Below are 25,468 nucleotides of genomic sequence, written 5' to 3'. Positions count from 1 at the left end.
GTGACCTACTTATTCGATGCGCGGGGTGCGCCCATGCCTGGATTGATCTGGTGTGGCCCGCTGGCCGATGGCCTCACGTCGAAGTCGAATATTGCCGTGGGGATGTAGACCGTCGAGCAGGAGTTCGGGATGTCAACGACGCCCGAAAGTCGGCCCTCGATCGGTGCCGCCCCCAGCAGCAGGTAGGCCTGCTCAGGGGCGTAGCCGAACTTCGTGAGGTAGTCGATGGCGTGCAGACAAGCGCGCTGGTAGGACAGATGCGAGTCCAGGTAGCGCTGCTCTCCGTCGAGGGTGACCGAGGTGCCAGAGAACGCAATCCATTCGCTGAACTGCGGGTCGACCCGACCGGGCATGAAGATGGCATTCTCCGATACCCCGTAGGTCTCCATGCCGCCGCGGATGATGTCGACGCGCAGATCGATGAAGCCGCCCATCTCGATGGCTCCGCAGAAGGTGATTTCGCCATCGCCCTGCGAGAAGTGCAGGTCACCGAGCGAGAGGTTCGCACCGTCGACGAACACCGGATAGAAGATCCGAGACCCCTTCGACAGGTTCTTGATGTCTTGGTTTCCGCCGTTCTCGCGAGGCGGTGCCGTGCGGGCGGCCTCGCCACCCACGCGAGCCCACTGGTCGCGGGCGAGCCCACCTAATACGGCGTGCTCAGCCTCCGGAGGCAGGGCCAGTGGCGGAACGCGGTGTGGATCAGTGGCGATGAGATCACCCTCGCGCTTGTTCCACGTGGCCAGCAGCGCGGCCGATGGAGCAGTGCCCATCAGGCCGGGGTGGATGAGGCCCTCGAATGACACTCCCGGGATGTGGCGCGAGGTCGCGACCTGGCCGGTGAAATCCCAGATTGCCTTGTAGGCATCCGGGAACTGTTCTGTCAGAAAGCCGCCGCCATTGTTGCGGGAGAAGATGCCCGTGTAGCCCCAGCCCTGACCGGCAAGCGGCCCGGTGTCTTCCTGGGGGATCGGACCGACGTCGAGGATGTCGACGATCAACAGGTCGCCTGGCCTGGCACCTTCGACGGCGAAGGGGCCGGAGAGCTTGTGAACTGTCAGTAGCGGCGCATCGAGGATGTCTTGTGCCGAGTCATCATTCTTGATGGCTCCGTCGAACCATTCTCGGCAATCGACACGGAAGACTTCGCCGGCCTTGACCGTGGCAACGGGCGGAATTTCTGGGTGCCACCGGTTGTGGCCGACTTTCTCCTGATCCTCAAACTTCTTGGTCGAATCGAGCGGAAAGATCACTTCTGGCATTGTGTTTTCTCCTTAAACGATGTCGTACTTGGGTGGATCTGGCGCCCGATCAGGGGCGAGGAAGCTTTCGATGTAACGGGTTACTGGTGTATCGGGTGCCCTGCTTGGTTGCTCCGGTTCGGCCGGAGACCACCTCGGGTTCGTGCGCGCTGCGCTTCGTCGAGTCGATGAGCTTGAACTCAGCGCTCGTGGCAATCGACAGGCGAGGCGAGCTCATCTGGCGGCGGGCCGGCTGATGGCACTCGGGGCACATCGTGGAATCGGGAACCGCAGACAGCGGGAACGCGGTCTCAAAAGTTGTCCCTTCTGGACAACGAAAGTCATACAACGGCATTGTCGATCCCTTTCGATTCGTGCTTCGTACGTGCTGCCTCGAGCCTGTGCCTCTTTGCTCTCAACGGTTGAGGGTGCGGTAAGCGCGGTCACGCCGGAGAGGGTTGTGCGACGAGAAAGCGCATATGCGGCGACGATCGTGAACCAGCCGGTGAAGCCATTGAGGGACGTGCTTCGGAACGGAGCCAACGAGCAGTGCATCCCAGCATCCGTTCGATGCACAGTGCACAAATGCAAGTTTTTCTCAGGTTAGCGATGACCGAGACGTTGGGGCAAGAGGCGGCGAAGTTGCAGGCGACCCTTCGCGACCAAGAAGCTTGAGTTAGTCGTTGAATCGAAGCTGGCCGGGGCCAATCAAGACGTGCCAGAGCCAGGATGCCGCGACCTCGACAGGCGGCAGTGGGTCGCGCGCGAGCCAGTTCTCAATCACAGCGAGGGCTGAGCCGGTGATGCCTGCGCCGATGACCTCGATGGGAATTCCTTCGAACGCGGTCGAGCCAGACGAGAGGATGCCTTCGCGGGCGGCGAGCTCAAGGCGCGAGCGGATTCGCCCGGCCGCGACCGACGAGCCGCCCTCGAGCAACACGCGTCGGTAAAGCACCACATGTGTTTCGAAGTGCCGAAGGTAGCTGACGAGATCGCTCGGGGTCTGGGTGGGTAGTGGGCCGTCGAACGCGGGCACCTGGGCGCCTGCCTCGGCCTCGATGGCATCCAGCGCATCGGCGAGCAGCGTCTCTTTGTCTGAATAGTGCTGATAGAAGCTGCTGCGGTTGACGCCGGCACGCTCAGTGATGCTGCCGATCGTGATGTCATCGAGTGGATGCTCGAGAGCGAGGGCAAGCAGCGCGTGCTGCAGGCTCGTGCGGGTGCGAGCGACTCGGGAATCCATGCTCATGATTCTTTCAGCATTCCGACGAGGGCCGCCACAGTTTCTCCAACAACTGTCGGTTTTCCGTCATGTGTTGGATAAGCTGGACATGCCTTGAGGTGGCACGTGCACGACACCATACTTGGGGCACTTACGACGAAGTGCGCACCTGTTCTTCGTCGAAGGAGACACGCTTCGCTCTGGCCCTGAGACCAGAGCGCGATGAAAGGAAAGCGCACATGGCAACGGAATCCACGCCACTGACCGGCAGCAGCACGATCGGCGAATGGCTCGCTCACCCGGTCGGCGGACCTGCCGTCAGGGGAATGCTGTCGGCAGCCGGTGCCGATGAGGCTTCGCTCGCCCCGGTTCTGGGCCTGCCGTTGCAGCAGATGGTCGCACTCAGCCAGGGCCAGATGCCCCAGTCGGTCATCGACGACCTGGTCAAGGCCGTCAACGGTGGAGTGATTCCTGAGGCTGAGGCATCGGGCTGGCAGGAGAAGATCACCAACGGTCGCTTCTCGGGCAAAACAATCATCGTCACGGGTGCAGCATCAGGTATCGGCCGTGCAACCGCGAGCCGCATTGCCCGCGAGGGTGGGCGCGTCATCGCCGTCGACGTCTCAGTAGACAAGCTCGACGAGCTTCTCGCTTCGATGCCCGGTGCCGAAATGGTCGCCGTCCCCGGCGACATCACCAAGCAGGAATCGGTCGACGCGATCATCGCTGCCGCCGGTGACACTATCGACGGGCTGGCCAACGTGGCCGGCATCAACGATGACTTCTCGCCGCTGCACGAGACAAGCGATGCAATGTGGGACCGCGTGATGGGCGTCAACGTCACGGGTGCCTTCAAGCTCACGCGCGGTGTTCTGCCCGCAATGGTTGCCGCGGGTTCCGGCTCGATCGTCAATGTCTCGAGCGAGGCAGGCCTGCGCGGCAACGCGTCTGGCAACGCTTACACGACCTCTAAGCACGCTGTTATCGGGATGACCAAGAGCGCCGCGTTCCAGTACGGTCCGCACGGCATCCGCGTCAACGTCGTCGCACCGGGTGGCGTGGCAACGGGTATCCCGTTCCCCGCCAACGTGTCCAAGGCCGGCAGTGAGCGTCTGCAGCCGTTCCAGTCGATGATCCCGTCCCTGGCCACGGCCGAGCAGCTCGCCGCGTCGATCACCTTCTTGCTCAGCGATGACGGCGTCAACATCAACGGTGCAATCCTGCCGTCGGATGGCGGCTGGTCGGTTCAGTAATACAGCCTCGCGCAATCAGAAAGGCCGGGGACGGGAGCTTATGGCTCCCGTCCCCGGCCTGTGCCGTAGTGGCTACTGTCGTAGCCGGCGTCAGATGTCAGCGTGGAGGTTAGACGACGTAGCCGTCAGCTACCTTCAGCGCCTCGTCGATGATGGCGAGGCCGCGCACGAGGTCTTCTTCAGAGATCACCAGCGGGGGAGCGATGTGCAGGCGGTTGAAGTGGACGAACGGCCAGAGTCCGGCAGCCTTGCAGGCGGCGGCGACAGCGTTCATCGGGGCGGCATCCGCACCGGCGGCGTTGAACGGAACCAACGGTTCGCCCGTGTCACTGTCTCGCACGAGCTCGATGGCCCAGAACAGTCCGGTTCCGCGCACATCCCCGACCGAGGGGTGGCTCTCACGCCATGCCTGCACTGTCGGAGCGACGACGCGTGACCCGAGATCCTTCACGCGATCCAGGATGCCGTCGCGCTCGAACACATCGAACGTCGCGACACCGGGAGCGCACGCCAGCGGGTGGCCTGAATAGGTGAGTCCACCGGGGAAGGGCACGTCGTCAAAGAACGACGCGATGGCATCCGAGATGACGACGCCGCCGAGCGGGACGTAGCCCGAGTTGACGCCCTTGGCGAAGGTGATGAGGTCTGGCGTGACGTCGAACGCGTTGACGGCGAACCACTCACCGATGCGGCCGAAGCCGACCATGACCTCGTCGGCGATGTAGACGATGCCGTATGTGTCGCAGAGTGCACGCACGCCGGGCAGGTAGCCGGCCGGCGGCACGAGCACGCCGTTGGTGCCGACGATCGTCTCGAGGATGATCGCACCGATTGTCGACGGGCCTTCGAGCTGGATGACCTGCTCGAGGTGCTCGAGCGCGCGGGCGCATTCTTCTGCTTCTGTCGTCGCGTGGAAGGCCGAGCGGTAGAGGTACGGGCCGAAGAAGTGCGCGACAGAGCCGTCGCTCGGCTCGTTCGCCCACCGGCGCGGGTCGCCGGTCAGTGAGATGGCCGTGGCCGTCGAGCCGTGGTAGCTGCGGTACATCGAGAGCACCTTGCGCTTGCCGGTGACCCGGCGAGCCATGCGAACGGCGTACTCGTTGGCATCCGCCCCGCCATTGGTGAAGAACACCTTGTTCAGCGTGCCCGGCGCGACCTCTGAAATGCGGCGGGCGAGTTCGCCGCGCACGTCATTGGCCATGGCCGGCTGGATGGTGGCCAGGCGGCCGGCCTGCTCCTGGATGGCGGCAACCAGGTCGGGGTGCTGGTGGCCGAGGTTGAGGTTGACCAGCTGGGAGCTGAAGTCGAGGTACGCGTTGCCCTCGTAGTCCCAGAAGGTGGCGCCGGCACCGGATGCGACGGGCAGGGGATTGATCTGCGCCTGAGCGCTCCAGGAGTGGAACACGTGGCCACGGTCGTTGGCACGCACCTCGGCCTCGGTGGCCAGGTCGTCGGCCAGCGGGCTGGTGATGTCGAAAGTCATCGAAGCTCCTTAGTGGTTGCTCGGGAAGCCGAGGTTGATCTGCGACTCGCTCGGCTTCGGCCAGCGGGTGGTGACGACCTTGCTGCGCGTGTAGAACTGCACGCTCTCGGGGCCGTAGATGTGGGCGTCGCCGAACAGCGAGTCCTTCCAGCCGCCGAACGAGTAGACGCCGGCGGGAACAGGGATCGGCACGTTGATGCCGACCATGCCGACCTCGATGTCGAACTCGAACGCGCGAGCTGTCGCACCGTCACGGGTGAAGATCGCGACGCCGTTGCCGAACTGGTTGGAGTTGATCAGCGCGACGGCCTCGTCGTAGTTCTCGACGCGTACGACGGCCAGTACCGGACCGAAGATCTCGTCCTGGTAGACCTTCATGTCGGTGGTGACGTTGTCGATCAGGCTGACGCCCACGAAGAAGCCGTCGTTGTCGAACTGCTGCTTGGTGCCGTCGACGACGACGGTTGCGCCCTCGGCTGGGGCGTTGGTGACGTACGAGGCGACCTTGTCGCGGTGCTCGCGCGTGATCAGCGGGCCCATCTCGCTTGCCGAGTTCGTGCCGTCGCCGATGACGAGGCCGTCCATGCGTGAACGGATGGCTTCGACAAGTTCGTCGGCGATGTCACCGACGGCGACGAGCACGCTGACAGCCATGCAGCGCTCGCCGGCCGAGCCGTACGCTGCGCTGATCGCGGCATCCGCTGCCCCTGGGATGTCGGCATCCGGCATGACGACCATGTGGTTCTTGGCGCCACCCAGTGCCTGCACGCGCTTGCCGTTTTCGGCTGCGCGCGTGTAGATCGACTTGGCGATCGGGGTGGAGCCGACGAAGCTGACGGCTGCGACATCCGGGGAGTCGATGATGGTGTCGACGGCTTCTTTGTCACCGTGAACGACGTTGAGTACGCCGTCTGGCAGGCCGGCTTCCTGGAACAACTTGGCGAGGAAGATCGCGGCAGACGGGTCCTTCTCGCTGGGCTTCAGCACGACAGTGTTGCCGCAGGCGATGGCTGAGGCCACCATCCAGAGCGGAACCATGACGGGGAAGTTGAACGGAGTGATGCAGCCGACGACGCCGACGGGCTGCTTGACCGAGTGCACATCGACCCCGGTCGAGACCTGCTCGGAGTGCTCGCCCTTCAGCAGGTGGGTGAGACCGGATGCGAATTCAACGTTCTCGAGACCGCGCGAGATTTCGCCTGCGGCATCCGAGAGAACCTTGCCGTGTTCGCTCGTGACGATGGCTGACAGCTCAGGCGTGCGCTCTTTGAGTAGGTGGCGCAGCCGGAAGAAGACGTCGGAACGCTTGACCAGGCTGGTGCGGCGCCATGCAGGAAGTGCGGCTTTGGCTGCATTGATGGCTTGTTCGACATCGGCGACCGAACCGAGGATCAGGTCGTGCTGTGCCGCTCCGGTTGCCGGGTTGTAGATGATGCCGGTACGGGTGGGCTCGCCAGCATCCTGGCCGTTGATGAAGTGGCGCACGAGTGCCATGAAGTCTCCTCTGGTTCTGGGTCTTGTTCCTGGCCGAGAAATGGCGGGAATCTGGTGGAATCGAACAAAGTGATTGCACCGGGACCTATGCTTGTGTCCCAATGATCGCAGTCGAATGGGAGCAACCACAGTGCCAGATCGTCGCGTATCCGTCGTGAGTCGTACAGATCGTCCGAGTGAGGCGAATGGCCTGGGCGGCGTGCTGCCGACAGTGCGGGACATCCTGCACCTGCCGCTGCTTGAAAGCGCTCTTCCCGAGCTGCTTGCGGGTGCCGATTCGCTCGAGAGGTCGGTGCGCTGGGTGCACGTCAACGAGAGTCTCGGTGCGGCAGAGCTGCTGAACGGTGGGGAGCTTCTGCTGGCCACCGGTGTCGGCTGGTCAACGGATGACGCGGCACTCGACGCGTTCGCCGATGATCTCGTGCGGGTGGGAGCAGCCGGACTGGTGCTCGAGCTCGGCGTGCGCTTCAGCAGCGTTCCGCGCGCCCTGGTCGAGGCCTGCGCCGCCCGCGATTTTCCGCTCATCGCGCTACACAGGGAGATCAAGTTCGTCTCGGTCACCGAGGCCGTGCACAGCCGGATCATCGCCGACCAGATGGACGCCCTGCGCGCCCGCGATCAGGTGAACGAGCTGTTCACCGGGCTCAGCCTGCGGGGGAGTCCGCCCGACTACATCGTTGCTCAGCTCGGCCGCACGCTGAACGCGCCAGTCGTGCTCGAAGACCTCAACCACCAGGTTGTTGCCGTGGAGTCGCTCGTTGATGGTGACGAACTGCTCGAGGGCTGGGAGCAGCGGTCGCGGGCAGCTCACCGGGCGAACCAGATGACGACGACGGATGCCAATGCCAATGCCAGTGCCAGTGCCGCGCCGACGATCGATATCGTTCCCGTCGAGGCGCGCGGCATCCGCTGGGGCTATCTGGTTGCATTGCCAGGAGCCGCTCATCCAGCCGGACGCTCCCAGGTGATGCAACAGGCGGCCGTGGCGCTTGCGCTCGGACGACTGGCCGACCGAGACGGCGGCGAGTGGACCAGGCGCGGCCACGAACAGGCCTTGTCGGGTCTGATCGGCGGGCGCTACACCTCCGAACGTGGTGTCGTCGCCCGGCTCGAATCGGCCGGGATGGCGATCGAGGGGCGCCAGCTCTCCGGACTTGCCATCGGCGTGCAGCCCGGCAGCGCCGCGACGGCCGCTGCCCTCGCCGCCGCACAGGCGATCGGGGCGGATGCCGTGGCCGCAGCGCATCCGTCGAGCGACGTTCCCCAGCTGATGGTGGCGCTGTCGCTGCCGCGCGGTATCCGCTTGTCGGAGAATCTGGTGACGAGCTTCGCGACCCGGCTGGCTACCGAGCTCGGTCTGTCGACCCCGGACTTCGCGCTGGCGATCGGCGGTGAGGCGCAGGACGTGCCCGGTTTGCTCGGCTCGCTCGATGAGGCATCGGAGTTGCTGCGTCGAAACAGTGGTGCAAAGCGTCGCGGGCTCGCCGTACTTCGGATGGAGAACCGACCGTTGCTGCGGCTGGTGACCGCGCTGGGCAACGATCCGCGTCTGCAGGCGCACAGCGAGCAGATGCTGCAGCCGTTGATCGAGCACGATATCGAGAGCGACGGCGACCTGCTCACCGTGCTCGGATCATTCGTCACGCATCCCGGCAACCGCACCAAGGCCGCGGCCGCCAGCCACCTCTCCCGCTCGGTGTTCTATCAGCGCATCGCCCTGATCGAGGACCTGCTCGGTGTCGACCTGGATGACGGCGAAATCATCAGCGCCCTGCACACGGCGCTGATCGCCAGGACGTCGTCGCGCGGGTAGGGCTTTCGTCCTCAACCTTGGAATAAGCAGTGAACGGCGCTGGTTACCCTTCTTCGTCCTGACGCTCCGGAGAAGCCTGAGCTCTACCGCCGACGATTGGAAGTGCGCGTGAGCGAACAGACCGACACCGCCCAGACTGAAGTGCAGAACCCTCGCGCACACGATGGCACCGTTGCCGACGGGATTGCGGCCGAGGGGATTGCAGCCGGTCGGGTCGTGGCCGACCACGGCAAACGCAACAAGCGCGTGATCGGGCTGCTGCTTGTGGCCTCCTTCATCGTCATCCTCAACGAGACGATCATGAACGTCGCCCTCCGCGACATCATGCTCGACCTGCAGATTGAGGCGGCGACGGCCCAATGGCTGTCGACAGCGTTCATGCTGACCATGGCCATCGTCATCCCGATCACCGGTTTCCTGCTTGAGCGCTTCAACACCCGACCGATCTTCATCGCGGCGATGTCGCTGTTCTCCCTCGGCACCCTGCTTGCCGGGCTCGCACCCGATTTCGGCTTGCTGCTGCTGGCCCGCGTTGTGCAGGCATCCGGCACGGCGATCATGCTGCCGCTGCTGATGACGACGATCATGACGCTGGTGCCGCCGGCAACGCGTGGCAAGACGATGGGCAACGTGTCGATCGTCATCTCGGTGGCGCCGGCCATCGGCCCAACGGTTTCAGGGTTGATCCTGGATACCCTGACGTGGCGCTGGATGTTCTGGCTGGTGCTGCCGATCGCCCTCATCATGCTTGTCATCGGCATCCGTCGTGTTGAAAACGTGACGACGCCGCAGAAGGTGCCGCTCGACGTGTTCTCGGTGATCCTGTCGGCCTTCGGCTTCGGTGGTTTGATCTACGGCCTCAGCCGGGTCGGCGAACTCAGCCAGCCGGATGTCACCGGCATGGCAACGATGCAGGTCTGGATGTCGATCGGGGTCGGCGTGCTCGCTCTCGCGGCATTCGTCATTCGACAGCTCATCCTGCAGCGCAGCGACAAGGCGCTGCTCGACCTGCGTACCTTCGTGTCGCGCACCTTCAGTGTGTCAATCATGATGATGGCCGTGAGCATGGTTGCGCTGTTCGGCACGATCATCCTGATTCCGATCTATCTGCAGCAGGTGCTGCACCTCGAAGCCATCACTACCGGCCTGCTGCTGTTGCCCGGTGGCCTGCTGATGGGACTGCTCGCTCCGTTTGTCGGCCGGCTGTATGACCGGGTCGGCCCTGCGCCGCTGCTCATCCCTGGCTCGATCATCGTGAGTGCCGCACTCTGGGCGCTCACTTTGATCAGCGCAACGACGTCGCCGTACTACGTACTCGGCGCGCACATCGTGCTCAGCCTGGGCCTCGCCCTCGTCTTCACTCCGCTGTTCACCTCGGCGCTCGGTGCGGTGAAGCCGGCGCTCTACTCGCACGGCAGCGCGATCCTGGGCACGGTGCAGCAGGTTGCAGGTGCAGCCGGCACCGCTCTGTTCATCACGATCATGGCGTCGCAGAGCGCGTCACTTGCGGTGTCGGGTGCGACGCCGGATGCCGCAGCTGCGGGCGGCGTGCAGATGGCATTCGTCGCAGGAGCGGTCATCTCGCTGTTCGCCATCGTGGGCGCGCTGTTCATCCGCAAGCCCATAGAACAGCACGACGACGCTCTGGACGGCGCTGAGGCACCCACCCGATTCGCTCACTGAGCGGATGCGGCGGCCCCGCATGCATGAGTCGTGGAGGTTGTGACGATTACTTTCTGCGTTTCTGGCGCCACATCCTGCGCCTGGTGGTTTGGGTGGCATCGCCCGCCTGCTGGCGTGCGTTCATCCGTTGCGCTGGCGCTGCGCTGGCGCTGCGCTGGCGCTGCGCTGGCGCTGCGCTGGCGCGCGAAAGTACGTTGGGCGCGCGAAAGTACGTTGGGCGCGCGAAATATCGCGCGCCCAGAGGAAAACCCCGCGCCCGGACTTCGCTTCGCGGCGCGACCGATGGCATCCGCCCGCGGAATACACTCGCCGATGGCATCCGCCCGATGGCATCCGCCCGATGCAGCAGACCGCTGCAGCAGCTCGCTGCAGCCGAAGGCATCCGACCGCGTCGACCGCTCAGCCAGCCGGCGTGACGTAGACCTTGCGCAGGGTCTCGGTGACTGTCCACAGCGTCTGCTGGCCGGCGCGCAGCCGACCGACATCGCCCGGCGCCAGCGTGATCGATTCGGTTGTCCCCGTGAAGTCGACGGATGCGGCCCCGGACAAAACGATGAATACCTCGTCGGCCTCGACGTCGGTCATGGCGCCTGGCGTCATTTCCCAGACGCCGATCTCACTGCCATTGAACTCGCCCAGGGTGGCGTAGCCCGTCGTCGGCTGCCCGGCGGCGCGCTGGTCATCGGGTACCGCCGTGTACTCGAGCGCCAGGGCCGAGGCTGTGGTGAGGGTTGAGGAGTCGAGCATGAGCATCCGTTTCTGGGCGGCGTGCGGGGGAGGTGAAAGTGCAGCAAGCAGGGAGCAGGAACTACCCGGCGAGCGTGCGCGCGATCTCTTCTGTCGAGGCGTTGCCACGGCGCAGCACCATCGCCACCACGGCGAGGGCGAGCAGCGTGAGCAGGAACATTGCCGTCGAAACCGCAGCGATCTCCGGCCGTAGCCCCACGCGCAGCGCACTGAAGATGTAGACAGGGAACGGAGTGGATCCCGGCACCTGGATGAAGCTCGACACGATCGTGTTGTCGAGGCTCAGCGTGAACGACATCAGCGCACCTGCCCAGATCGCCGGGCTGGCGATGGGCAGCGTGATCTGCGTGAATCGACGAAACGGCGTCGCATAGAGGTCGGCCGCAGCCTCCTCGAGTGAGGCATCCAGCCCGGCCATCCTGGCGCGCACGATGAACGTGACGACGGCGACCGAGAGCACTGCATGCGCAGTGACCAGCCTGACCAGTCCGATGTTGAAGGCTCCGAGCCCGGCATCGGTTCCCAGCGTAACGAACCACGGCAGCATGGCGACGGCATCGACGATTTCGGGAGTGAACAGGGTGATGGCGAGCAGGCCGGTGGCGACGATCACGGTGAGTGAGCCGACGCGCGACCGGGCCAGAGCGATACCGCCGAGGGTGCCGAGTGCTGTCGAGAGGATCGCGGCGCCGACGGCCGCGGTGATCGAGGTGATGATCGATCCCCGGATGATCGGGTTGGCCAGCGCTGCCTCGTACGCGTCGAAGCCGAAGCCCTCCCACGAGGCGAGCAACCTGCCGGTGTTGAACGAGTACACGATCATCACAATGATCGGCAGGAACAGGAACACGAAAACGATGATGCCCCACACTCGGAGGCCGATCGCTACGGCGTCCGGTCTGCGCTTGAGCATTGCGGTTGCCTTGAGCGTTGCGGTCATGCTGCACCTCCAGACAGATTGACGCGGCGAGATTGTCGAACGAACGCGCGGATGACGAAAATCACCAGCGCGCAGACGGCGACGGCCGCAGCGATGAACAACATGAGCAGTACGGCCATAGCCGAACCGAGCGCCCAGTTCTGGGCCGTATTGAACTGACTGGCAACAAGCTGCCCGATCATGTTGCCCTGAGCACCGCCCAGCACCGATGCTGTGATGTAGTCACCCATCAGCGGGATGAACACCAGCAGGCTGCCTGACGCGATACCGGGGGCAGCCAGCGGCAGGGTGACTTGCCACAGGGTGCGCCAGCGGTTGGCTCCGAGGTCGGCACTTGCCTCGCGGAGCGCAGGGCCTGCCCTGTCGATGGCGACAAACAGCGGCAGGATCATCAGCGGCAGGTAGTTGTAGACGACACCCAGCTGCACGGCGCCCTGCGTGTACAGCACGTCGAGCCGACCGTCGATGAGGCCGAGGTTCTGCAGGGTGTCAGAGAGGAATCCCTTGGGCGAGAGCACAATCTGCCAGCCGAGCGTACGCACCAGGAAGTTGGTCCAGAACGGCACAAGGACGAGTGCGAGGCCGAGCGGACGCCACTTCGGGTCGAGCTTGACGGCCAGCCAGTATGCGAATGGCACGGCGATCACCAGGCAGAGGGCTGTGCCGATCAGGCCGATCTGGAGGGTGTTCCAGAACGTGCCGAAGAACGTCTCGTCGAGTGCTTCCGCGTAGCGGTCGAGCGAGAGAACGTCGTTGGCGTGTGCGGTGAAGAGGTCTGGTTTGTACCCGAAGCTGTACCAGAGCACGAGAGCCAGCGGGATGATGAAGAAGAAGACGACAAAGGCCCAGGTGGGGAAGCCGAGGACGGCTGCGCCGCCGAACCGTGAACGTTTAGCCATCAGGCAGCCGCCTTTGCCATCATCCGGTTCACGATTGTGACGAGTTTCTCTGTGCTGTCATTGATCTCGGCGGGGGTGAGGCGAGAGATGATCTCATTCGACGGAAAGACGAGTTCTGGCAGCTCGAACTCATTCTCAGCAGCCATCTCGGCGATGCCCATGACGCCAGTGCTGTAACCGATGTAGTCAACCTCCCGGTATGAGACGTCTGGCTCAAGCATGAAGTTGATGAACGCGTATGCGGCATCCATGTTCTGTGCCCCCTTGGCAATAGCCCAGGTGTCCATCCAGAGGTTGGCGGTCGGCGTCGGATAGACGAACTTCCAGGCCTCTGGGGTGTCGGTCACGAGCAGTCCCTGCCTGGCATCACCGTTGAACGCCTGCATGAGGGCGAACGTCTCCTCGGGAATCCCGCTCGAGACGGCGGTGGAGTTGAAGGCCTTGATGTGTGTGGCCAGCGTGCCGACCAGGTACTCCTCGCAGGCGGCGAGGTTGGCGGGGTCCGTCGTATTCGGGTCCATGCCGTTGGCAGCGAAGAACATGCTGCACACTTCCCACGAATCTTCGAGAAGGGCGGTGTTCTTACTCGCCTCGTTCTGGGCTGCCTCGAGAAAATCGGCCCAGGATGTCATCGGTCGAGTGATCACGCGGGTGTCATAGGCAAAGCCCGTTGTGCCCCAGTTCTTACAAACCGTGTACTTATTGCCCTTGTCCCAGCTCTGGTCGAGATAGAGGGGATCGAGGTTTGCCAGGTTCGGCAGGTAGCTGTGGTCGAGTTCTTCCAGCAGCCCGTTGGCCGACATCATCGGCACGTAGTTTCCGGTCGGCACGATGACGTCGTATCCGCTGGTGCCGCGGGTGGCGCCGAGCTTGGCGATCAGTTCTTCGTTAGACCCGTAGCTGTCGAGCTGCACGACTGTGCCGAGGGCCATGAAGTCGACGAGGTTCTGCGGATCGTCGTAGTCGCCCCATGAGTAGACGTTGAGATTGGACTCCTGCGTGCCGTCAGGCAGAGCGGATGCCGCGAAGGCAGACGGTCGGCTGCAGGCGGTGAGGATTCCCGTCGCGCCCAGCACGACGAAACCTGACAGCACTGCCCGGCGGGAGATTCGTGCGGCGCTCGCCGATGGAACGAGGGCGCGGATCGGCTGGGTCATCAGACCGCCGCTACCTGGTCGAAGACCCGGAGGTCTGTGGGCTCCCAGGAACACCACACTGTTGCGCCCGTCTCCAGAGGTTCGGCCTGTGCCGGCGCGGTGCGAGCAATCAGCTCAAGGCCCGTCGGGGTGAGGACGACGTACTGCATTGCATCGCCGAGGAACGATATGCCGACGAGAGTTCCCTGGATTGCAGCGGCACCTGTTGCCGAGGTGGTGACCGGCGCTGTGGCGCTCACGCGCACATCCTCGGCGCGCACTGCCGCCCGTACTGCGCTGCCGATCGCCCGCCCGGCTATCGACTGGTTGGTGACGAGCTGACCGTCGGCGCTGGCGAGTACGCCTGCACCATTGGTCGGCGCTGCGGCGACGATGGCATTGATGAAGTTCTGCTTGCCGATGAAGCCGGCGACGAACGCGTTGGCCGGTTCAGAGTAGACGTGTTCGGTGCTGCCCACCTGCTGGATCAGGCCGCCCTGCATGACGACGATCCTGTCGCTCATCGACAGGGCCTCCTGCTGGTCGTGCGTGACAAACACGAAGGTGATGCCGAGCTGGCGCTGCAGCAGTTTCAGCTCAATCTGCATCTCTTCGCGGAGCTTGCGGTCGAGGGCAGACATCGGCTCGTCGAGCAGCAGCACTCGGGGGCGATTGACCAGTGCGCGGGCGAGCGCGACCCGCTGTTGCTGGCCGCCCGAGAGCTTCTGCGGGCTGCGATCGGCGAATTCAAGCATCCGGCACAGCACCAGCGATTCACGAACACGCGTTGCGATTTCCGCTTTTGGCACACGCTTCTGACGCAGCCCGTAACCCACATTCTCGGCGACGGTCATGTGCGGGAAGAGGGCGTACGACTGGAACACCGTATTGACGGGCCGCTTGTGCGGCGGTGCATTCAGCACCGATGTACCGCCGACCAGGATGTCACCCTCATCCGGATGCTCGAACCCGGCGATCATGCGCAGCAGCGTGGTCTTACCGCAGCCAGATGGTCCGAGCAGCGAGATGAACTCGCCAGAGCGCACCTCCAGGTCGATGCCACGCACCGCGGGTGCGTCGCCGTATGACTTGACGATCCCCCGCAGACTGACGGTTCCGAGCTGGTCGGCCTGTCCGGTGTGCACGTCGTTGGGCTGTCCGGCACGTACATCGAGCGACGGGCTGGTATTCACGGTGGGGGAGCTCACGGTGTTTGGTTCCTCTCGTCGTGCGGGTGGCGCTGCATCCTGCGTGGGCAGGTGCCGCGCAGTTGCACGTTTACGTGCTCGTGACTCCCGGGAGAGCCGAGCTGCAGGGTGCGGTGCGTTAGGAGTCGAAGCCGAGGCCGACGGCATCCAGAGTCTTGAGCAGCAGGTTGCGACGACCCTGGTTGTGGTCGGCGCGATCGAGCGACCAGCGAGTGGCCTGGATGCCGATGGATGCTGCGGGCTCTGGCGGGAAGGGCAGCGGGCGTTCGCGCACCATCTTCAGGCGCGTGCGCTCGGTGTCGAGTCCCTCGAGTTTGTCGAGCATGACCTTCGCCGCGAAGTGTGTCGCCGCAACGCCGAGACCGGTGAACCCCATCGCGTACGCGATGCGTCCGCCGCGCGCTGTGCCGAAGAATGCGCAGAACCGGGTCGAGGTGTCGATCGGGCCCGCCCACTGGTGGCTGAACGAGAGGCCCTCGAGCTGCGGGAACGTCGTGAAGAAGTGGCCGGCGAGCGTGCGATACGTCTCCGGACGATTCTCGTACTCGCTACGCACCTTGCGCCCATAGTGGTAGACGGCGTCGTACCCGCCGAACAGGATGCGGTTGTCGCGGCTCATCCGGTAGTAGTGGAACTGGTTGGCCATGTCGCCGAGGCCCTGGCGGTTCTGCCAGCCGATGTCGGCGAGCTGGGTATCGCTCAGTGGCTCTGTCATCAACGCGTAGTCGTAGACGGGGACTGTCTGCAGGCGGTTGCGCTTGAGTAGCGAGGGAAACACGTTGGTGGCCAGTGCCGTCTTGATCGCTGTGACGCGACCTTTCGCGGTCTGCAGCGCGGTGCCCTCACTCGCGCTCAAGCCATCGGTATCCAGAGACGTGACCGGGCTGTGTTCGAAGATCTCGACGCCCATCTCGGTTGCAACCCGTGCCAGCTCTGAAGCCAGTTTTGCCGGGTGCACGAGTGCCGAGGTGCGCTTGTTCCACACGGCGGCCAGGTACGTGGGCGAGTTGACCTGCCCACGCACGCCCTCGGTGTCGAGGAACTCGACTGAGTCGTCGCCGACGGGCACGTCGGCGACTGACTCACGCAGCCACTCGACCTGGTGCTCTTCGACAGCGAGGTCGAGCGAGCCGTTGCGTTCGAAGTCGCAGTCGATGCCGAGTTCGGCGACGGTGCTTTCGATTTCGTCGAGGTTCTGCAAGCCGAGTTCGTTCAGTCGCTCGAACTCGTCTGGCCAGCGGGAGCGACCGTTCTCGTCACCGTGGGTCAGGCTGGCTTCGCAAAAGCCCCCGTTTCGACCGGATGCCGCCCAACCGATAGTGCGGGCCTCAAGCAGGACAACGCGTGCATCGGGGTTGCGCTGCTTGGCGATGATTGCCGTCCAGAGGCCGGTGTAGCCGCCCCCGACGATTGCGAGATCAGCTTCGATCGGGCCCGTCAGTGTCGGGTACGTGGTCTGCGGCGCGATGTCGTCAAGCCAGAACACCGAGTGGCGAGTTGTGGCGAGTGATTCGCTTACAACTCGGGCCGAGCTTGGCTGTCGTTCGAATACGGTACTGCGCATGTCAGTTCTGCTCACACTTCTTCAGTGCCTCGATGGGGCTCAAATGTCGACCTGTCACACAAAATGACCGGTGACCAATCTTTGCAAAGCGAACTGGGGGCGTGCACCAACTGAGCTGCCTGAATTGTCCGAAAAGGGCACTATGTCCGGTCACTTCGTCGGTTTGACGGGTCGGTCGGTGCGTGGCATTCGAGGAATTGATACACCTCCGTCTGGTCAACGCCCGGAAACGTTCCGGTCGGCAGGGCGGCCAGCAGGCTGGTCGGCGTGCGCGCTGATGGCCAGGAATGGCTCGCCCAGCGATCGGTGAGGTCGTCGGGAGCTCGTTTGCAACACAATTCGTCCGGGCACGTCGACACCGCCCGGTTGATGGTTTCTCGACCGCGGAACCACTTGACGTGGGCGAAGGGCACCCCGACACTCACCGAGTACTCGCCTTCCCTGGCCTTCTCTACCCGAGAGGTGCACCAGAACGTGCCTGATGGGGTGTCGGTGTACTGATACCAGGGGCTGAAGCGGTCTTCGACATCGAAGACCGTGCGCGCCGTCCAGCTGCGACACACGGTGGTTCCTTCGACCGCTCCGAGGGCATCGCTCGGAAAACGTACCGAGTCGTTCTCGTATGCCTTGATGATGGTGCCTGACTCGTGCACCTTCATGAAGTGCACCGGGATACCGAGTCTGGCCGTGGCCAGGTTGGTGAAGCGGTGTGCTGCGGTCTCGTACGAGACGGAGAAGGCGTCCCGTAGATCTTCCATCGAGATGCGCCTGAGGTTCTTGGCCTCGGTCAGAAGTTTCACCGTATCTTTCTCCGGCAGCAGGATGGCGGCCGTCAGATAGTTGGTTTCGATGCGCTGGCGCAGAAAATCGGCATAACTTCTGGGCTCCTCATGGCCGCAGAGATGGCTGGCGAACGCCTGCACGATGGGGGAGCGGGAGTCGCGAGACTCTGACCGTTCCATCGGCAGGTAGATGCGGCCGTACCTCTTATCTGTCACAGAGCGGGTCGAGTGCGGCAAGTCTCCGACGTAGTGCAGTGAATAGCCCAGATGGGTTGCCATGTCTGCGACCACCTGCTGCGACACGGGACCGCCTGAATGCCCGACGGCGGTCAGCAACTTCTGGGCCTCGGCCTCGAGCTCAGGGAAGTAGTTGTCGCGCGCCCTCATCGTGGCGCGGAGCTCGGCGTTTGCCCGCCTGGCCTCCTCGGGGGTTGCCGCACGCTCGCGGTGCAGGCGTTCGATCTCGCCGTGCAGCGCCAGGATCGTCTGCAGGTTCTCGTCGCTCAGGCCTTTATTCACGCGGAGTTTCGGTAGCCGGAGCGCCTCGAACACCGGTCCGCGCTGGGCTCGCTCGACAGCGATTTCGAGGGCCGCACGCGGGGATGGCGCTTCAGCCTTCACCAGTTCGTCAACAGTGGTATCGAGCGCTGCGGCAAGTGAGCGCAGCATGTCGAGGCGGGGCTCGCGTTTTCCGTTCTCGATCATTGAGACCTGGGACGGTGCGCGGTCGACGGCGGTTGCCAGTTCTTCGAGGGTCATGCCGCGCGCCGAACGCAGCTCGCGGATGCGCCGCCCGAGGGTGAGCGCGTCGTTGTGCGCTGACTCAGAGCTGGCCGGCTCTGTGCTGCCCGACGTCGTCGAGCTGCCGGAGACCGTCGGGGAGGTTCTGGGTCGATCGTCGGTGATCATGATTCATGCTCACATGCCCGTGTTCTTCTGGCAAACAGAAATACTGCGCTATTTCTGCATGACTTTCCGGATCGAACCGCACGCGGCGCCCACAGAGTTGGTCCAACAGATCTGGTTGACCGACCAACAGATCAGCCAGCACACCGGATCTTCCGCAACAAGCCAATGGAGGCACTCTCATGGAACACAGCGCGAGCAGCTCACAGAACACCACTCGCCCCGGCGACCAGACGCAGACCGCTGCCGAGCTTGCCCTCGAGTGGGCAGCTGACTCGCGCTGGGACGGCATCCGTCGCGACTACACCGCAGAAGACGTGATCGCCCTGCGCGGCACTGTGCGCGAAGAACGCACGCTGGCCCGCCGCGGCGCAGAGAAGCTGTGGGAGCTCATCAACGAAAACGGCACCCCAGAAGATCCGCACTGGGTTTCAGCCCTCGGCGCACTCACCGGCAACCAGGCAGTGCAGCAGGTGCGTGCAGGCCTCAAGGCGATCTATCTCTCTGGCTGGCAGGTGGCAGCGGATGCCAACCTTTCAGGTCAGACCTATCCAGACCAGTCGCTCTACCCTGCGAATTCGGTTCCGGCGGTCGTCCGTCGCATCAACAACGCTCTATTGCGTGCCGACCAGATCGACGCGAGTGAGGCGGCGGCAGCCGACGCTGGCGAAGCGCGCGACTGGCTCGCTCCGATCGTCGCCGATGCAGAAGCAGGCTTCGGCGGCCCGCTGAACGCCTACGAGCTCATGCAGTCGATGATCGAGGCAGGGGCGGCCGGCGTGCACTGGGAAGACCAGCTGGCCAGCGAGAAGAAGTGCGGCCACATGGGCGGCAAGGTACTCGTTCCCACCAGCCAGCACGTGCGCACCCTGAACGCTGCCCGGCTGGCGGCGGATGTCGCCGGCGTGCCGTCGATCATCATCGCCCGCACCGACTCGTTGGCCGCCACGTTGATCACCAGCGATATCGACCCGCGAGACCAGGAGTTCTTGACCGGGACCCGCACGGCCGAGGGTTTCTTCGATGTGCAGAACGGCATCGAGCCCGTTATCGCTCGTGGACTCGCGTATGCGCCATATGCCGACCTGCTCTGGGTCGAGAGCAGCGAGCCAGACCTGGAGCTCGCCGTGCGCTTCGCAGAGCGCATCCACCAAGACTTCCCAGGCAAGAAACTCGCCTACAACTGCTCACCGTCGTTCAACTGGAAATCCCACCTGAACGACGAGCAGATCGCCGCATTCCAGAGGGAACTCGCGGCGGTGGGGTACACGTTCCAGTTCATCACGCTGGCCGGATTCCACGCGCTCAACCACTCGATGTTCACGCTTGCGGCCGACTACGCCGAGCGAGCGATGAGTGCATATGTCGACCTGCAGGAAGCCGAGTTCGCATCAGAGAGCGCCGGCTACACCGCAACCCGCCACCAGCGAGAGGTCGGCACCGGCTACTTCGACCGGATTGCAACAGCACTGAATCCGAACAGCGCAACGCTCGCCCTTGTCGGCTCAACCGAGTCCGAGCAGTTCTAACACTTCGAAGGAGATACGACCATGAACACAACGTCACAGGCGACGATTGATCGCCTGGAGTCGACAAGCTCACCCACTGTGCCAAGGCTGGAAGTGGTCGGCGAGCTGGGGGAGCGCTACGCAGAGATCCTCACTCCTGCCGCACTCGACTTTCTGGCCGAGCTGCACGACAGGTTCGCCGGTACCAGACACGACCTGTTGGCCGCACGGCTTCAGGCGGGAGCGGATGTCGCGAAGGGTCGCGATCCCCGGTTTCTCAGCGAAACTGAGCACATCCGTGTCGACCGCACCTGGAGCGTGGCCGGTGCAGGACCAGGCCTCGAAGACCGCCGCGTCGAGATCACCGGACCGACAGACCGCAAGATGGCGATCAACGCGCTGAACTCGGGCGCGAAGGTCTGGCTGGCCGATCAGGAAGACGCGACAAGCCCAACATGGGCGAACGTGATCGAGGGGCAGCTCACCCTGTTCGATGCCGTGCGCGGGCAGCTCAGCTTCGACAGCCCTGAAGGAAAAAGCTATCGAGTCACCGGAGACGCAACGACTGGCGCGACGCCGACCATTGTGATGCGCCCGCGCGGCTGGCACCTGGTCGAGAAGAACATCATGTTTGTCGATCGGGCAAACAGGCGGATGCCTGCATCCGGAAGCCTGATCGACTTCGGGCTGTACTTCTTTCACAACGCGCAGGCGCTGATCGACTCAGGAACCGGACCATATTTCTACCTGCCGAAGCTCGAGAGCCATCGTGAGGCCAGGCTCTGGAACGAGATCTTCACGTGTGCAGAGGAGTGTGTCGGAATTGCGCACGGCACGATTCGGGCGACGGTGCTGATCGAGACGATCCAGGCCGCCTTCGAGATGCAAGAGATTCTTTACGAGCTGCGCGAGCACTGTGCAGGCCTGAACGCTGGCCGCTGGGACTACATCTTCAGCATCATCAAGACGTTCCGTGCTCGCGGCCAGCGGTTTGTCTTCCCCGACCGCAAGCAAATCACCATGACGGTGCCATTCATGCGGGCATACGCTGAGCTGCTCGTCGCCACCTGCCACCAGCGCGGGGCCTATGCTATTGGCGGCATGAGCGCGTTCATCCCGAACCGGCGTGACCCTGCGGTCACAGAGCGCGCACTCGAGCAGGTCGCTGCCGACAAGCGCCGAGAGGCGAGAGACGGCTACGACGGCACCTGGGTGGCACACCCCGGCCTCATCCCTACCGCGCAGGCCGAGTTCGACCGAATTCTCGGCGAGCGGCCGAACCAGCTTGAGCGCACTCGTGACTGGGTGCGCGTGACGGCAGCAGAGCTGCTCGACGTCGCCGGCATCGGTGGGGAGATCACGGAGGCCGGTGTGCGCGACAACGTCGTGATCGCGCTGCGCTACATCGAATCGTGGCTGCGCGGGGTCGGCGCTGCAGCCATCGACAACCTGATGGAAGATGCGGCGACCGCCGAGATCTCTCGGTCGCAGATCTGGCAGTGGATCCACAACAACTCGGTGACGGTTGAGGGTCGCCGGATCGACGAGGCCTGGGTCGCGACCGTGGTGGCCGACGTCTTTGTCGGTCTTGAGCGCACCCCGAACGATCGATTCGACGATGCACTCGAGGTGTTCCGTGCTGCGGCGCTTGAGCCGGAGTTCCCCACTTTTCTCACGGTGGGGGCATATGCCCGATTCCTCTAAGCGAGCCAGGTTCTTCTGACCGACGACGCGCCCTGATAGCCGATGTGCCGCCCGCGTCCACCCGACGCCGGCGGCGCATCGGCGCGCGTTGCGCGGCCAGTGAAAACTATGCTGGCGGAATGACCGTCACGATTCGCCAGGCTCAGCCATCGGATGCTCCAGAACTCGCAGTGCTGGCCGCGGCCACATTTGCGCTGGCGTGCCCTCCGGGCACGGCTCCCGAATCGATCGCCGAGTTCATCGCTACAACGCTCAGCGAGGAGCGATTCGGCCAGTATCTCGTCGACCCGACGCGTGACATCCGCCTCGCTGAACACGATGGTTCAGCTGCCGGATACACCATGCTCGTTTTCGGCGAGCCGGTGGCGGCGGATGTCGCGGCAGCGATCACCGTTCGGCCCACCGTCGAACTGAGCAAGGTTTATGTGCTCGGTGATCGGCACGGTGCCGGCATCGCTGCCCCCTTGATGGCGGCAACACTCGATGCTGCTCGTGAGCGATCGGCGCACGGCATCTGGCTCGGCGTTAATGCTCAGAACGCCAGGGCAATCAGGTTCTACGAGAAGAGCGGATTCGACATCGTCGGTCAGAAGACGTTTATGGTCGGGCCAGAGCTACATCACGACCACGTCATGGAGCGCTCGCTCTAACCGCTTGCGTAGCCGCGATTATTGATCGTTTGCCACATCCCGTTTTGCTCGTTACGACGCGCTGTTCCGATCGGACCGACGCGTTGATTAATTCATGCGACGACGCCAAAAAACTTTCACGTGAGCGGTTCGCGTATCCCTGCGCAGTAGACAGTGCTGTCTAGTAACCATATAGGTTACAAAATGTAGTTTTTTGGGGGCTTTTCGCTCGGATTGGTACTTTTTTGGGGCTTGACCTGCATTAAAAGTTAATGAGTGAAAGTCGACAACGCTAATTTTCGTGCCCTGTAGTGGGGGGTGGAAGGGGTAAGACAGATCTGTCTGTCCTGACCTATAGTTTCAAATGCGAAGGCCGGCGGGGGCCGCTTACCCCATTCGTGGGCCCCCGCCCGCCGGACTCTCGGTTCACTTGCAGAGACCTGGCCAGATGCCAATCGCGGCGTTCCTGATGCGCATGAGTCGTGCGCATCTTTGCTTTGCCCTGCCCTCACGTGGCAGGGAACACCCGACGGCTATTGACGTCGCGAAAGGAAATCATGAACAAGCTCATCAAGGGGTCCATCGCCGGTGCTGCCGGTATCGCCCTCCTCCTCGGCGGCGCGGGCACCTTCGCCTCCTGGAATGACAGCGCAGCTGTCGCCGGTGGAACGATCGTTGCAGGCAACCTGAGCGCGACGACCACGACCGGAACCTGGACAGTCCTCAAGAACGGCACCACCACTGCGGTGACAATCCCCGACATCACGGCGTTCAGGGCAGTTCCAGGAGATGTTCTGGCGTACACCAGCACCGTTGCCGTCGTAGCGAGCGGCAACAACCTTGTCGCTCGCCTGGCAATCGGTGCTGCCTCAGTCACGGCGACGACGCCGGGCAAGGCTGCAGATGATGCACTCGCACTCGCCTTGACCAAGTCGGCCACTCTGACTGCAACCGTCGGCAATGGTGTCGTTGCGGGCACGGGAGCCGATGCCGGAACCTATACCGTGACAGCGGGAGCAGCCGGCGTCTCGACCAGTGTGACCTCGACCGTCACGCTCACCTTCCCGCTCGGTGCAGCGGGCGTTGGAAACGCCGCCAAGCTCGGTTCTGTCAACCTGGCGAACCTGGCTGTAACGCTCACCCAGATCTAGCGGATTGCCGGGTGCGCGAACTTACCCGCGTGCACCCGGCATCCGTTTCGATACCGATGCACGCGCACTTACCCGAGTACGCGCTGCATCGGCCTGTCGATTGATCGCACGACCTCAGGCACTAGTGGCACCTAGCATCCCACTCCTGCCCTCATTCTTTGCGCTCCTTACCCGAGCAGCGGAAGGCAAGACGTACATGAACCCGAAGTTCAGTCGCGCACTGTCGCGCACCCCAGACCCAGAGGTCGTTGACCGCCCCGAACCGAAGATCTTTGGCAAGATCGGCGTGACGATCGCCAGCATCGTCGGCGCGATCGTGCTCGCTGTCACCGCGGCCGGTGGCAGCTACGCGTACTTGAGCCAGAGTGCCGTCGCAGCGCCCGCCACAGCGGTCACGTCAGGCACTGCAACGCTTGCCGTCACCAGCGCCCTCACCCTGCCAGCAACAAAGATGTACCCGGGCTCAACGCTCTACGGAACCGCAACGGTTGCGAACACCGGCGATGTTCCGCTTGCGCTGCGAGTGACGGGCCTGACGCCACCCGCAACATCCACGGATTTCACGCGATCGTTGGTCGTCACCGTCGGAGTCGCAACGACCACGGCGCAGTGCACGAGCGGAACCACCCCCGTGGCCTGGACAGGGACGTTCGCAAGCGCGACAACGGCCAGCCTGGGGTCGAGCCTCGCGCTCAGCGCCTCTGGCATCCTCTGTGTCGCTGTGACGTTGCCGCCGACTGCGCCAAGCGGGAGCCAGAGCCAATCCGGCGTTTCAGTCGCGGTCCTCATCGACGGGACACAGGCCTGAACCCATGACATCCTCATCACGCCGTACCGCCAGCCCCCGCCGTTCCGGGCTTCGTAGCCGACTCACCATGGCAATCGGCACAACCGTCTTCCTGACCCTCGTTGGCACAGCAGGTGCATCTGCGCTGTGGACAACTCCGGCCGTTTCGCTGAGTGCGACTGTCTCGTCCGGTGCTGTTGGCGTCACGCAGTCCGGCTTCTCGGCGCTTGCAGTTACCTACAACGCCACGGTGCGCTCGACCACTCGATCTGTGACGGTGACGAACAGCGGAACGATCACCGCGCCGTTCACGCTCGTGCTCGGGACCGCTGACAGGAACGGTCTGGCAACGGGCACCGTTGTCCGTACGTGGGAGAGTGCAACCTGCACGGCAAATGCGCAAGTGCCTGGCAATGCCACCAGCAGCGGCTGGACCACAATTCCCGCATTGACGGGGACGCTCGCAGCTGGTGGTGCAAAGACCTATTGTGTGCGCACCACAATCTCTCCTGCCCAGCAGAGCTCACTCGCGGGCATGAGCGTTGCCGGAACTCTCACACTCACGTCTGCCATCGGAAACTGGTCATCGAGTGCGACGGCCGCTGCAATCCAGACAGTGCTCGACACGGATGCCCCGACAGCACCAGGTGCCCCGGTTGCATCGGCAACGACGAGTACAGGGACAACCCTGACGTGGACAGCGTCAACCGACAACGTCGGCGTCGTGGTTTATGAAATCTACCGGGGCACGACTCTGGCGGGTACGTCGGCGACGCTCTCGTTTACCGACAGCGGGCTTACCCCCGTCACCGCTTACAGCTACACGATCAAAGCTAAGGATGCTGCCGGCAATTCCTCGGCTGCGTCCAGCGCAACCAGCGTGACGACGAAGGCGAAGACGATCTCGCCAAACTCCTGGTACAAGATCGTCAACCCGGGCAGCTCCTTCTGTCTGGACGGGAACGAAGAAAACACGACCTCAGGAGTCGCGCTGATCGTCTACGGCTGCCACGGTGGCACAAATCAGAACTGGAAGTTCCAGGCCGACGGCAAAATCCTCGCGCAGTACGCTCCGCTGTACATGCGGCCGGTCAGCGCTGCCAACAATGCGGGGATGGAACTGGCCTCGAGTGGGGCACGACAGGTGTGGTCTCTTGTGGCGACCGACACCGATGGGCAGTTCCAGATCCAGAACGTCAGCACCGGTCGTTGCCTGGACGTCGGTACCAGCCCCCGTGCGACGAGTCAGGTTGTACAGAATGACTGCAATGCAACGTCGTCAGCGCAACGATTCACAATGACAGAGATGGTGGGCTAA

Annotated in this window: 21 protein-coding genes; 9 read left to right on the top strand and 12 right to left on the bottom strand. The window is 63.6% G+C overall.

What is annotated here, in order from left to right:
* Window positions 1-5: 5 nt before the first annotated feature.
* The 3 genes from fmdA to ACMT3I_RS10335 form a co-directional block, all read right to left on the bottom strand.
* A complete protein-coding gene (gene fmdA, locus ACMT3I_RS10345) occupies window positions 6-1,262 on the bottom strand; it encodes a formamidase (RefSeq protein ID WP_414804407.1) in 1,257 nt (418 codons plus the stop codon).
* Window positions 1,263-1,311: 49 nt separating this feature from the next.
* Window positions 1,312-1,596 (bottom strand): FmdB family zinc ribbon protein, encoded by a 285-nt coding sequence (locus ACMT3I_RS10340; protein WP_414804406.1) that lies wholly within the window; start codon window positions 1,594-1,596, stop codon window positions 1,312-1,314.
* A 321-nt stretch (window positions 1,597-1,917) separates the two neighbouring features.
* Window positions 1,918-2,484, bottom strand: coding sequence for a TetR/AcrR family transcriptional regulator (locus ACMT3I_RS10335; protein WP_414804405.1), 567 nt, complete (start codon window positions 2,482-2,484; stop codon window positions 1,918-1,920).
* A gap of 218 nt (window positions 2,485-2,702) precedes the next feature.
* On the opposite strand from ACMT3I_RS10335, the gene ACMT3I_RS10330 reads away from it, so the two are divergent.
* Window positions 2,703-3,716 (top strand): SDR family NAD(P)-dependent oxidoreductase, encoded by a 1,014-nt coding sequence (locus tag ACMT3I_RS10330; RefSeq protein ID WP_414804404.1) that lies wholly within the window; start codon window positions 2,703-2,705, stop codon window positions 3,714-3,716.
* 109 nt (window positions 3,717-3,825) lie between these two features.
* Here the strand turns inward: ACMT3I_RS10330 and ACMT3I_RS10325 are convergent, their stop codons facing one another.
* Both ACMT3I_RS10325 and ACMT3I_RS10320 read right to left on the bottom strand, forming a co-directional pair.
* Entirely contained in the window at window positions 3,826-5,199 is a 1,374-nt protein-coding gene (locus tag ACMT3I_RS10325) for an aspartate aminotransferase family protein (RefSeq protein WP_414804403.1), read from the bottom strand.
* Between the two features lie 9 nt (window positions 5,200-5,208).
* The gene (locus ACMT3I_RS10320; RefSeq protein WP_414804402.1) at window positions 5,209-6,693 is read right to left on the bottom strand and encodes a CoA-acylating methylmalonate-semialdehyde dehydrogenase; all 1,485 of its coding nucleotides are present in this window, start codon (window positions 6,691-6,693) and stop codon (window positions 5,209-5,211) included.
* 115 nt (window positions 6,694-6,808) lie between these two features.
* Between ACMT3I_RS10320 and ACMT3I_RS10315 the strand changes: the two genes are divergently transcribed.
* Both ACMT3I_RS10315 and ACMT3I_RS10310 read left to right on the top strand, forming a co-directional pair.
* Window positions 6,809-8,506 (top strand): PucR family transcriptional regulator, encoded by a 1,698-nt coding sequence (locus ACMT3I_RS10315; RefSeq protein WP_414804401.1) that lies wholly within the window; start codon window positions 6,809-6,811, stop codon window positions 8,504-8,506.
* A gap of 108 nt (window positions 8,507-8,614) precedes the next feature.
* Window positions 8,615-10,189: an MDR family MFS transporter gene (locus tag ACMT3I_RS10310; protein WP_414804400.1), complete on the top strand. Its 1,575-nt coding sequence runs from the start codon at window positions 8,615-8,617 to the stop codon at window positions 10,187-10,189.
* 399 nt (window positions 10,190-10,588) lie between these two features.
* Here the strand turns inward: ACMT3I_RS10310 and ACMT3I_RS10305 are convergent, their stop codons facing one another.
* The 7 genes from ACMT3I_RS10305 to ACMT3I_RS10275 all read right to left on the bottom strand — a co-directional run bounded on the left by ACMT3I_RS10305 (window position 10,589) and on the right by ACMT3I_RS10275 (window position 18,374).
* The gene (locus ACMT3I_RS10305) at window positions 10,589-10,936 is read right to left on the bottom strand and encodes a cupin domain-containing protein (RefSeq protein WP_414804399.1); all 348 of its coding nucleotides are present in this window, start codon (window positions 10,934-10,936) and stop codon (window positions 10,589-10,591) included.
* Between the two features lie 61 nt (window positions 10,937-10,997).
* Entirely contained in the window at window positions 10,998-11,876 is an 879-nt protein-coding gene (locus ACMT3I_RS10300) for an ABC transporter permease (protein WP_414804398.1), read from the bottom strand.
* Entirely contained in the window at window positions 11,873-12,775 is a 903-nt protein-coding gene (locus ACMT3I_RS10295; RefSeq protein WP_414804397.1) for an ABC transporter permease, read from the bottom strand. Before ACMT3I_RS10295 ends, ACMT3I_RS10300 begins: the two co-directional genes overlap by 4 nt.
* Window positions 12,775-13,932: a spermidine/putrescine ABC transporter substrate-binding protein gene (locus tag ACMT3I_RS10290; RefSeq protein WP_414804396.1), complete on the bottom strand. Its 1,158-nt coding sequence runs from the start codon at window positions 13,930-13,932 to the stop codon at window positions 12,775-12,777. Before ACMT3I_RS10290 ends, ACMT3I_RS10295 begins: the two co-directional genes overlap by 1 nt.
* Window positions 13,932-15,119 (bottom strand): ABC transporter ATP-binding protein, encoded by a 1,188-nt coding sequence (locus ACMT3I_RS10285; protein WP_414804395.1) that lies wholly within the window; start codon window positions 15,117-15,119, stop codon window positions 13,932-13,934. The genes ACMT3I_RS10290 and ACMT3I_RS10285 overlap by 1 nt, the downstream gene beginning before the upstream one ends.
* 118 nt (window positions 15,120-15,237) lie before the next feature.
* Window positions 15,238-16,683, bottom strand: a complete 1,446-nt coding sequence (locus ACMT3I_RS10280; RefSeq protein WP_414804394.1) for an NAD(P)/FAD-dependent oxidoreductase — start codon at window positions 16,681-16,683, stop codon at window positions 15,238-15,240.
* A 140-nt stretch (window positions 16,684-16,823) separates the two neighbouring features.
* Window positions 16,824-18,374 (bottom strand): helix-turn-helix domain-containing protein, encoded by a 1,551-nt coding sequence (locus tag ACMT3I_RS10275; RefSeq protein WP_414804393.1) that lies wholly within the window; start codon window positions 18,372-18,374, stop codon window positions 16,824-16,826.
* A gap of 179 nt (window positions 18,375-18,553) precedes the next feature.
* Here ACMT3I_RS10275 and aceA point away from each other — a divergent pair, with 179 nt between their 5' ends.
* From aceA to ACMT3I_RS10245, 6 genes are all read left to right on the top strand, one after another.
* The gene (aceA, locus tag ACMT3I_RS10270) at window positions 18,554-19,900 is read left to right on the top strand and encodes an isocitrate lyase (protein ID WP_414804392.1); all 1,347 of its coding nucleotides are present in this window, start codon (window positions 18,554-18,556) and stop codon (window positions 19,898-19,900) included.
* Between the two features lie 21 nt (window positions 19,901-19,921).
* On the top strand, window positions 19,922-21,583 hold the full coding sequence (aceB, locus tag ACMT3I_RS10265) for a malate synthase A (RefSeq protein WP_414804391.1): 1,662 nt from the start codon (window positions 19,922-19,924) through the stop codon (window positions 21,581-21,583).
* Window positions 21,584-21,702: 119 nt separating this feature from the next.
* A complete protein-coding gene (locus tag ACMT3I_RS10260; RefSeq protein ID WP_414804390.1) occupies window positions 21,703-22,233 on the top strand; it encodes an N-acetyltransferase family protein in 531 nt (176 codons plus the stop codon).
* 536 nt (window positions 22,234-22,769) lie between these two features.
* Window positions 22,770-23,363, top strand: coding sequence for an alternate-type signal peptide domain-containing protein (locus tag ACMT3I_RS10255; RefSeq protein ID WP_414804389.1), 594 nt, complete (start codon window positions 22,770-22,772; stop codon window positions 23,361-23,363).
* 124 nt (window positions 23,364-23,487) lie between these two features.
* The gene (locus tag ACMT3I_RS10250) at window positions 23,488-24,171 is read left to right on the top strand and encodes a hypothetical protein (RefSeq protein ID WP_414804388.1); all 684 of its coding nucleotides are present in this window, start codon (window positions 23,488-23,490) and stop codon (window positions 24,169-24,171) included.
* A gap of 67 nt (window positions 24,172-24,238) precedes the next feature.
* On the top strand, window positions 24,239-25,468 hold the full coding sequence (locus ACMT3I_RS10245; RefSeq protein ID WP_414804387.1) for a ricin-type beta-trefoil lectin domain protein: 1,230 nt from the start codon (window positions 24,239-24,241) through the stop codon (window positions 25,466-25,468).

Source organism: Leifsonia sp. A12D58 (assembly GCF_047530025.1).
Taxonomy (GTDB): domain Bacteria; phylum Actinomycetota; class Actinomycetes; order Actinomycetales; family Microbacteriaceae; genus Cryobacterium.
This window is presented reverse-complemented; position numbering and strand designations above follow the sequence as displayed.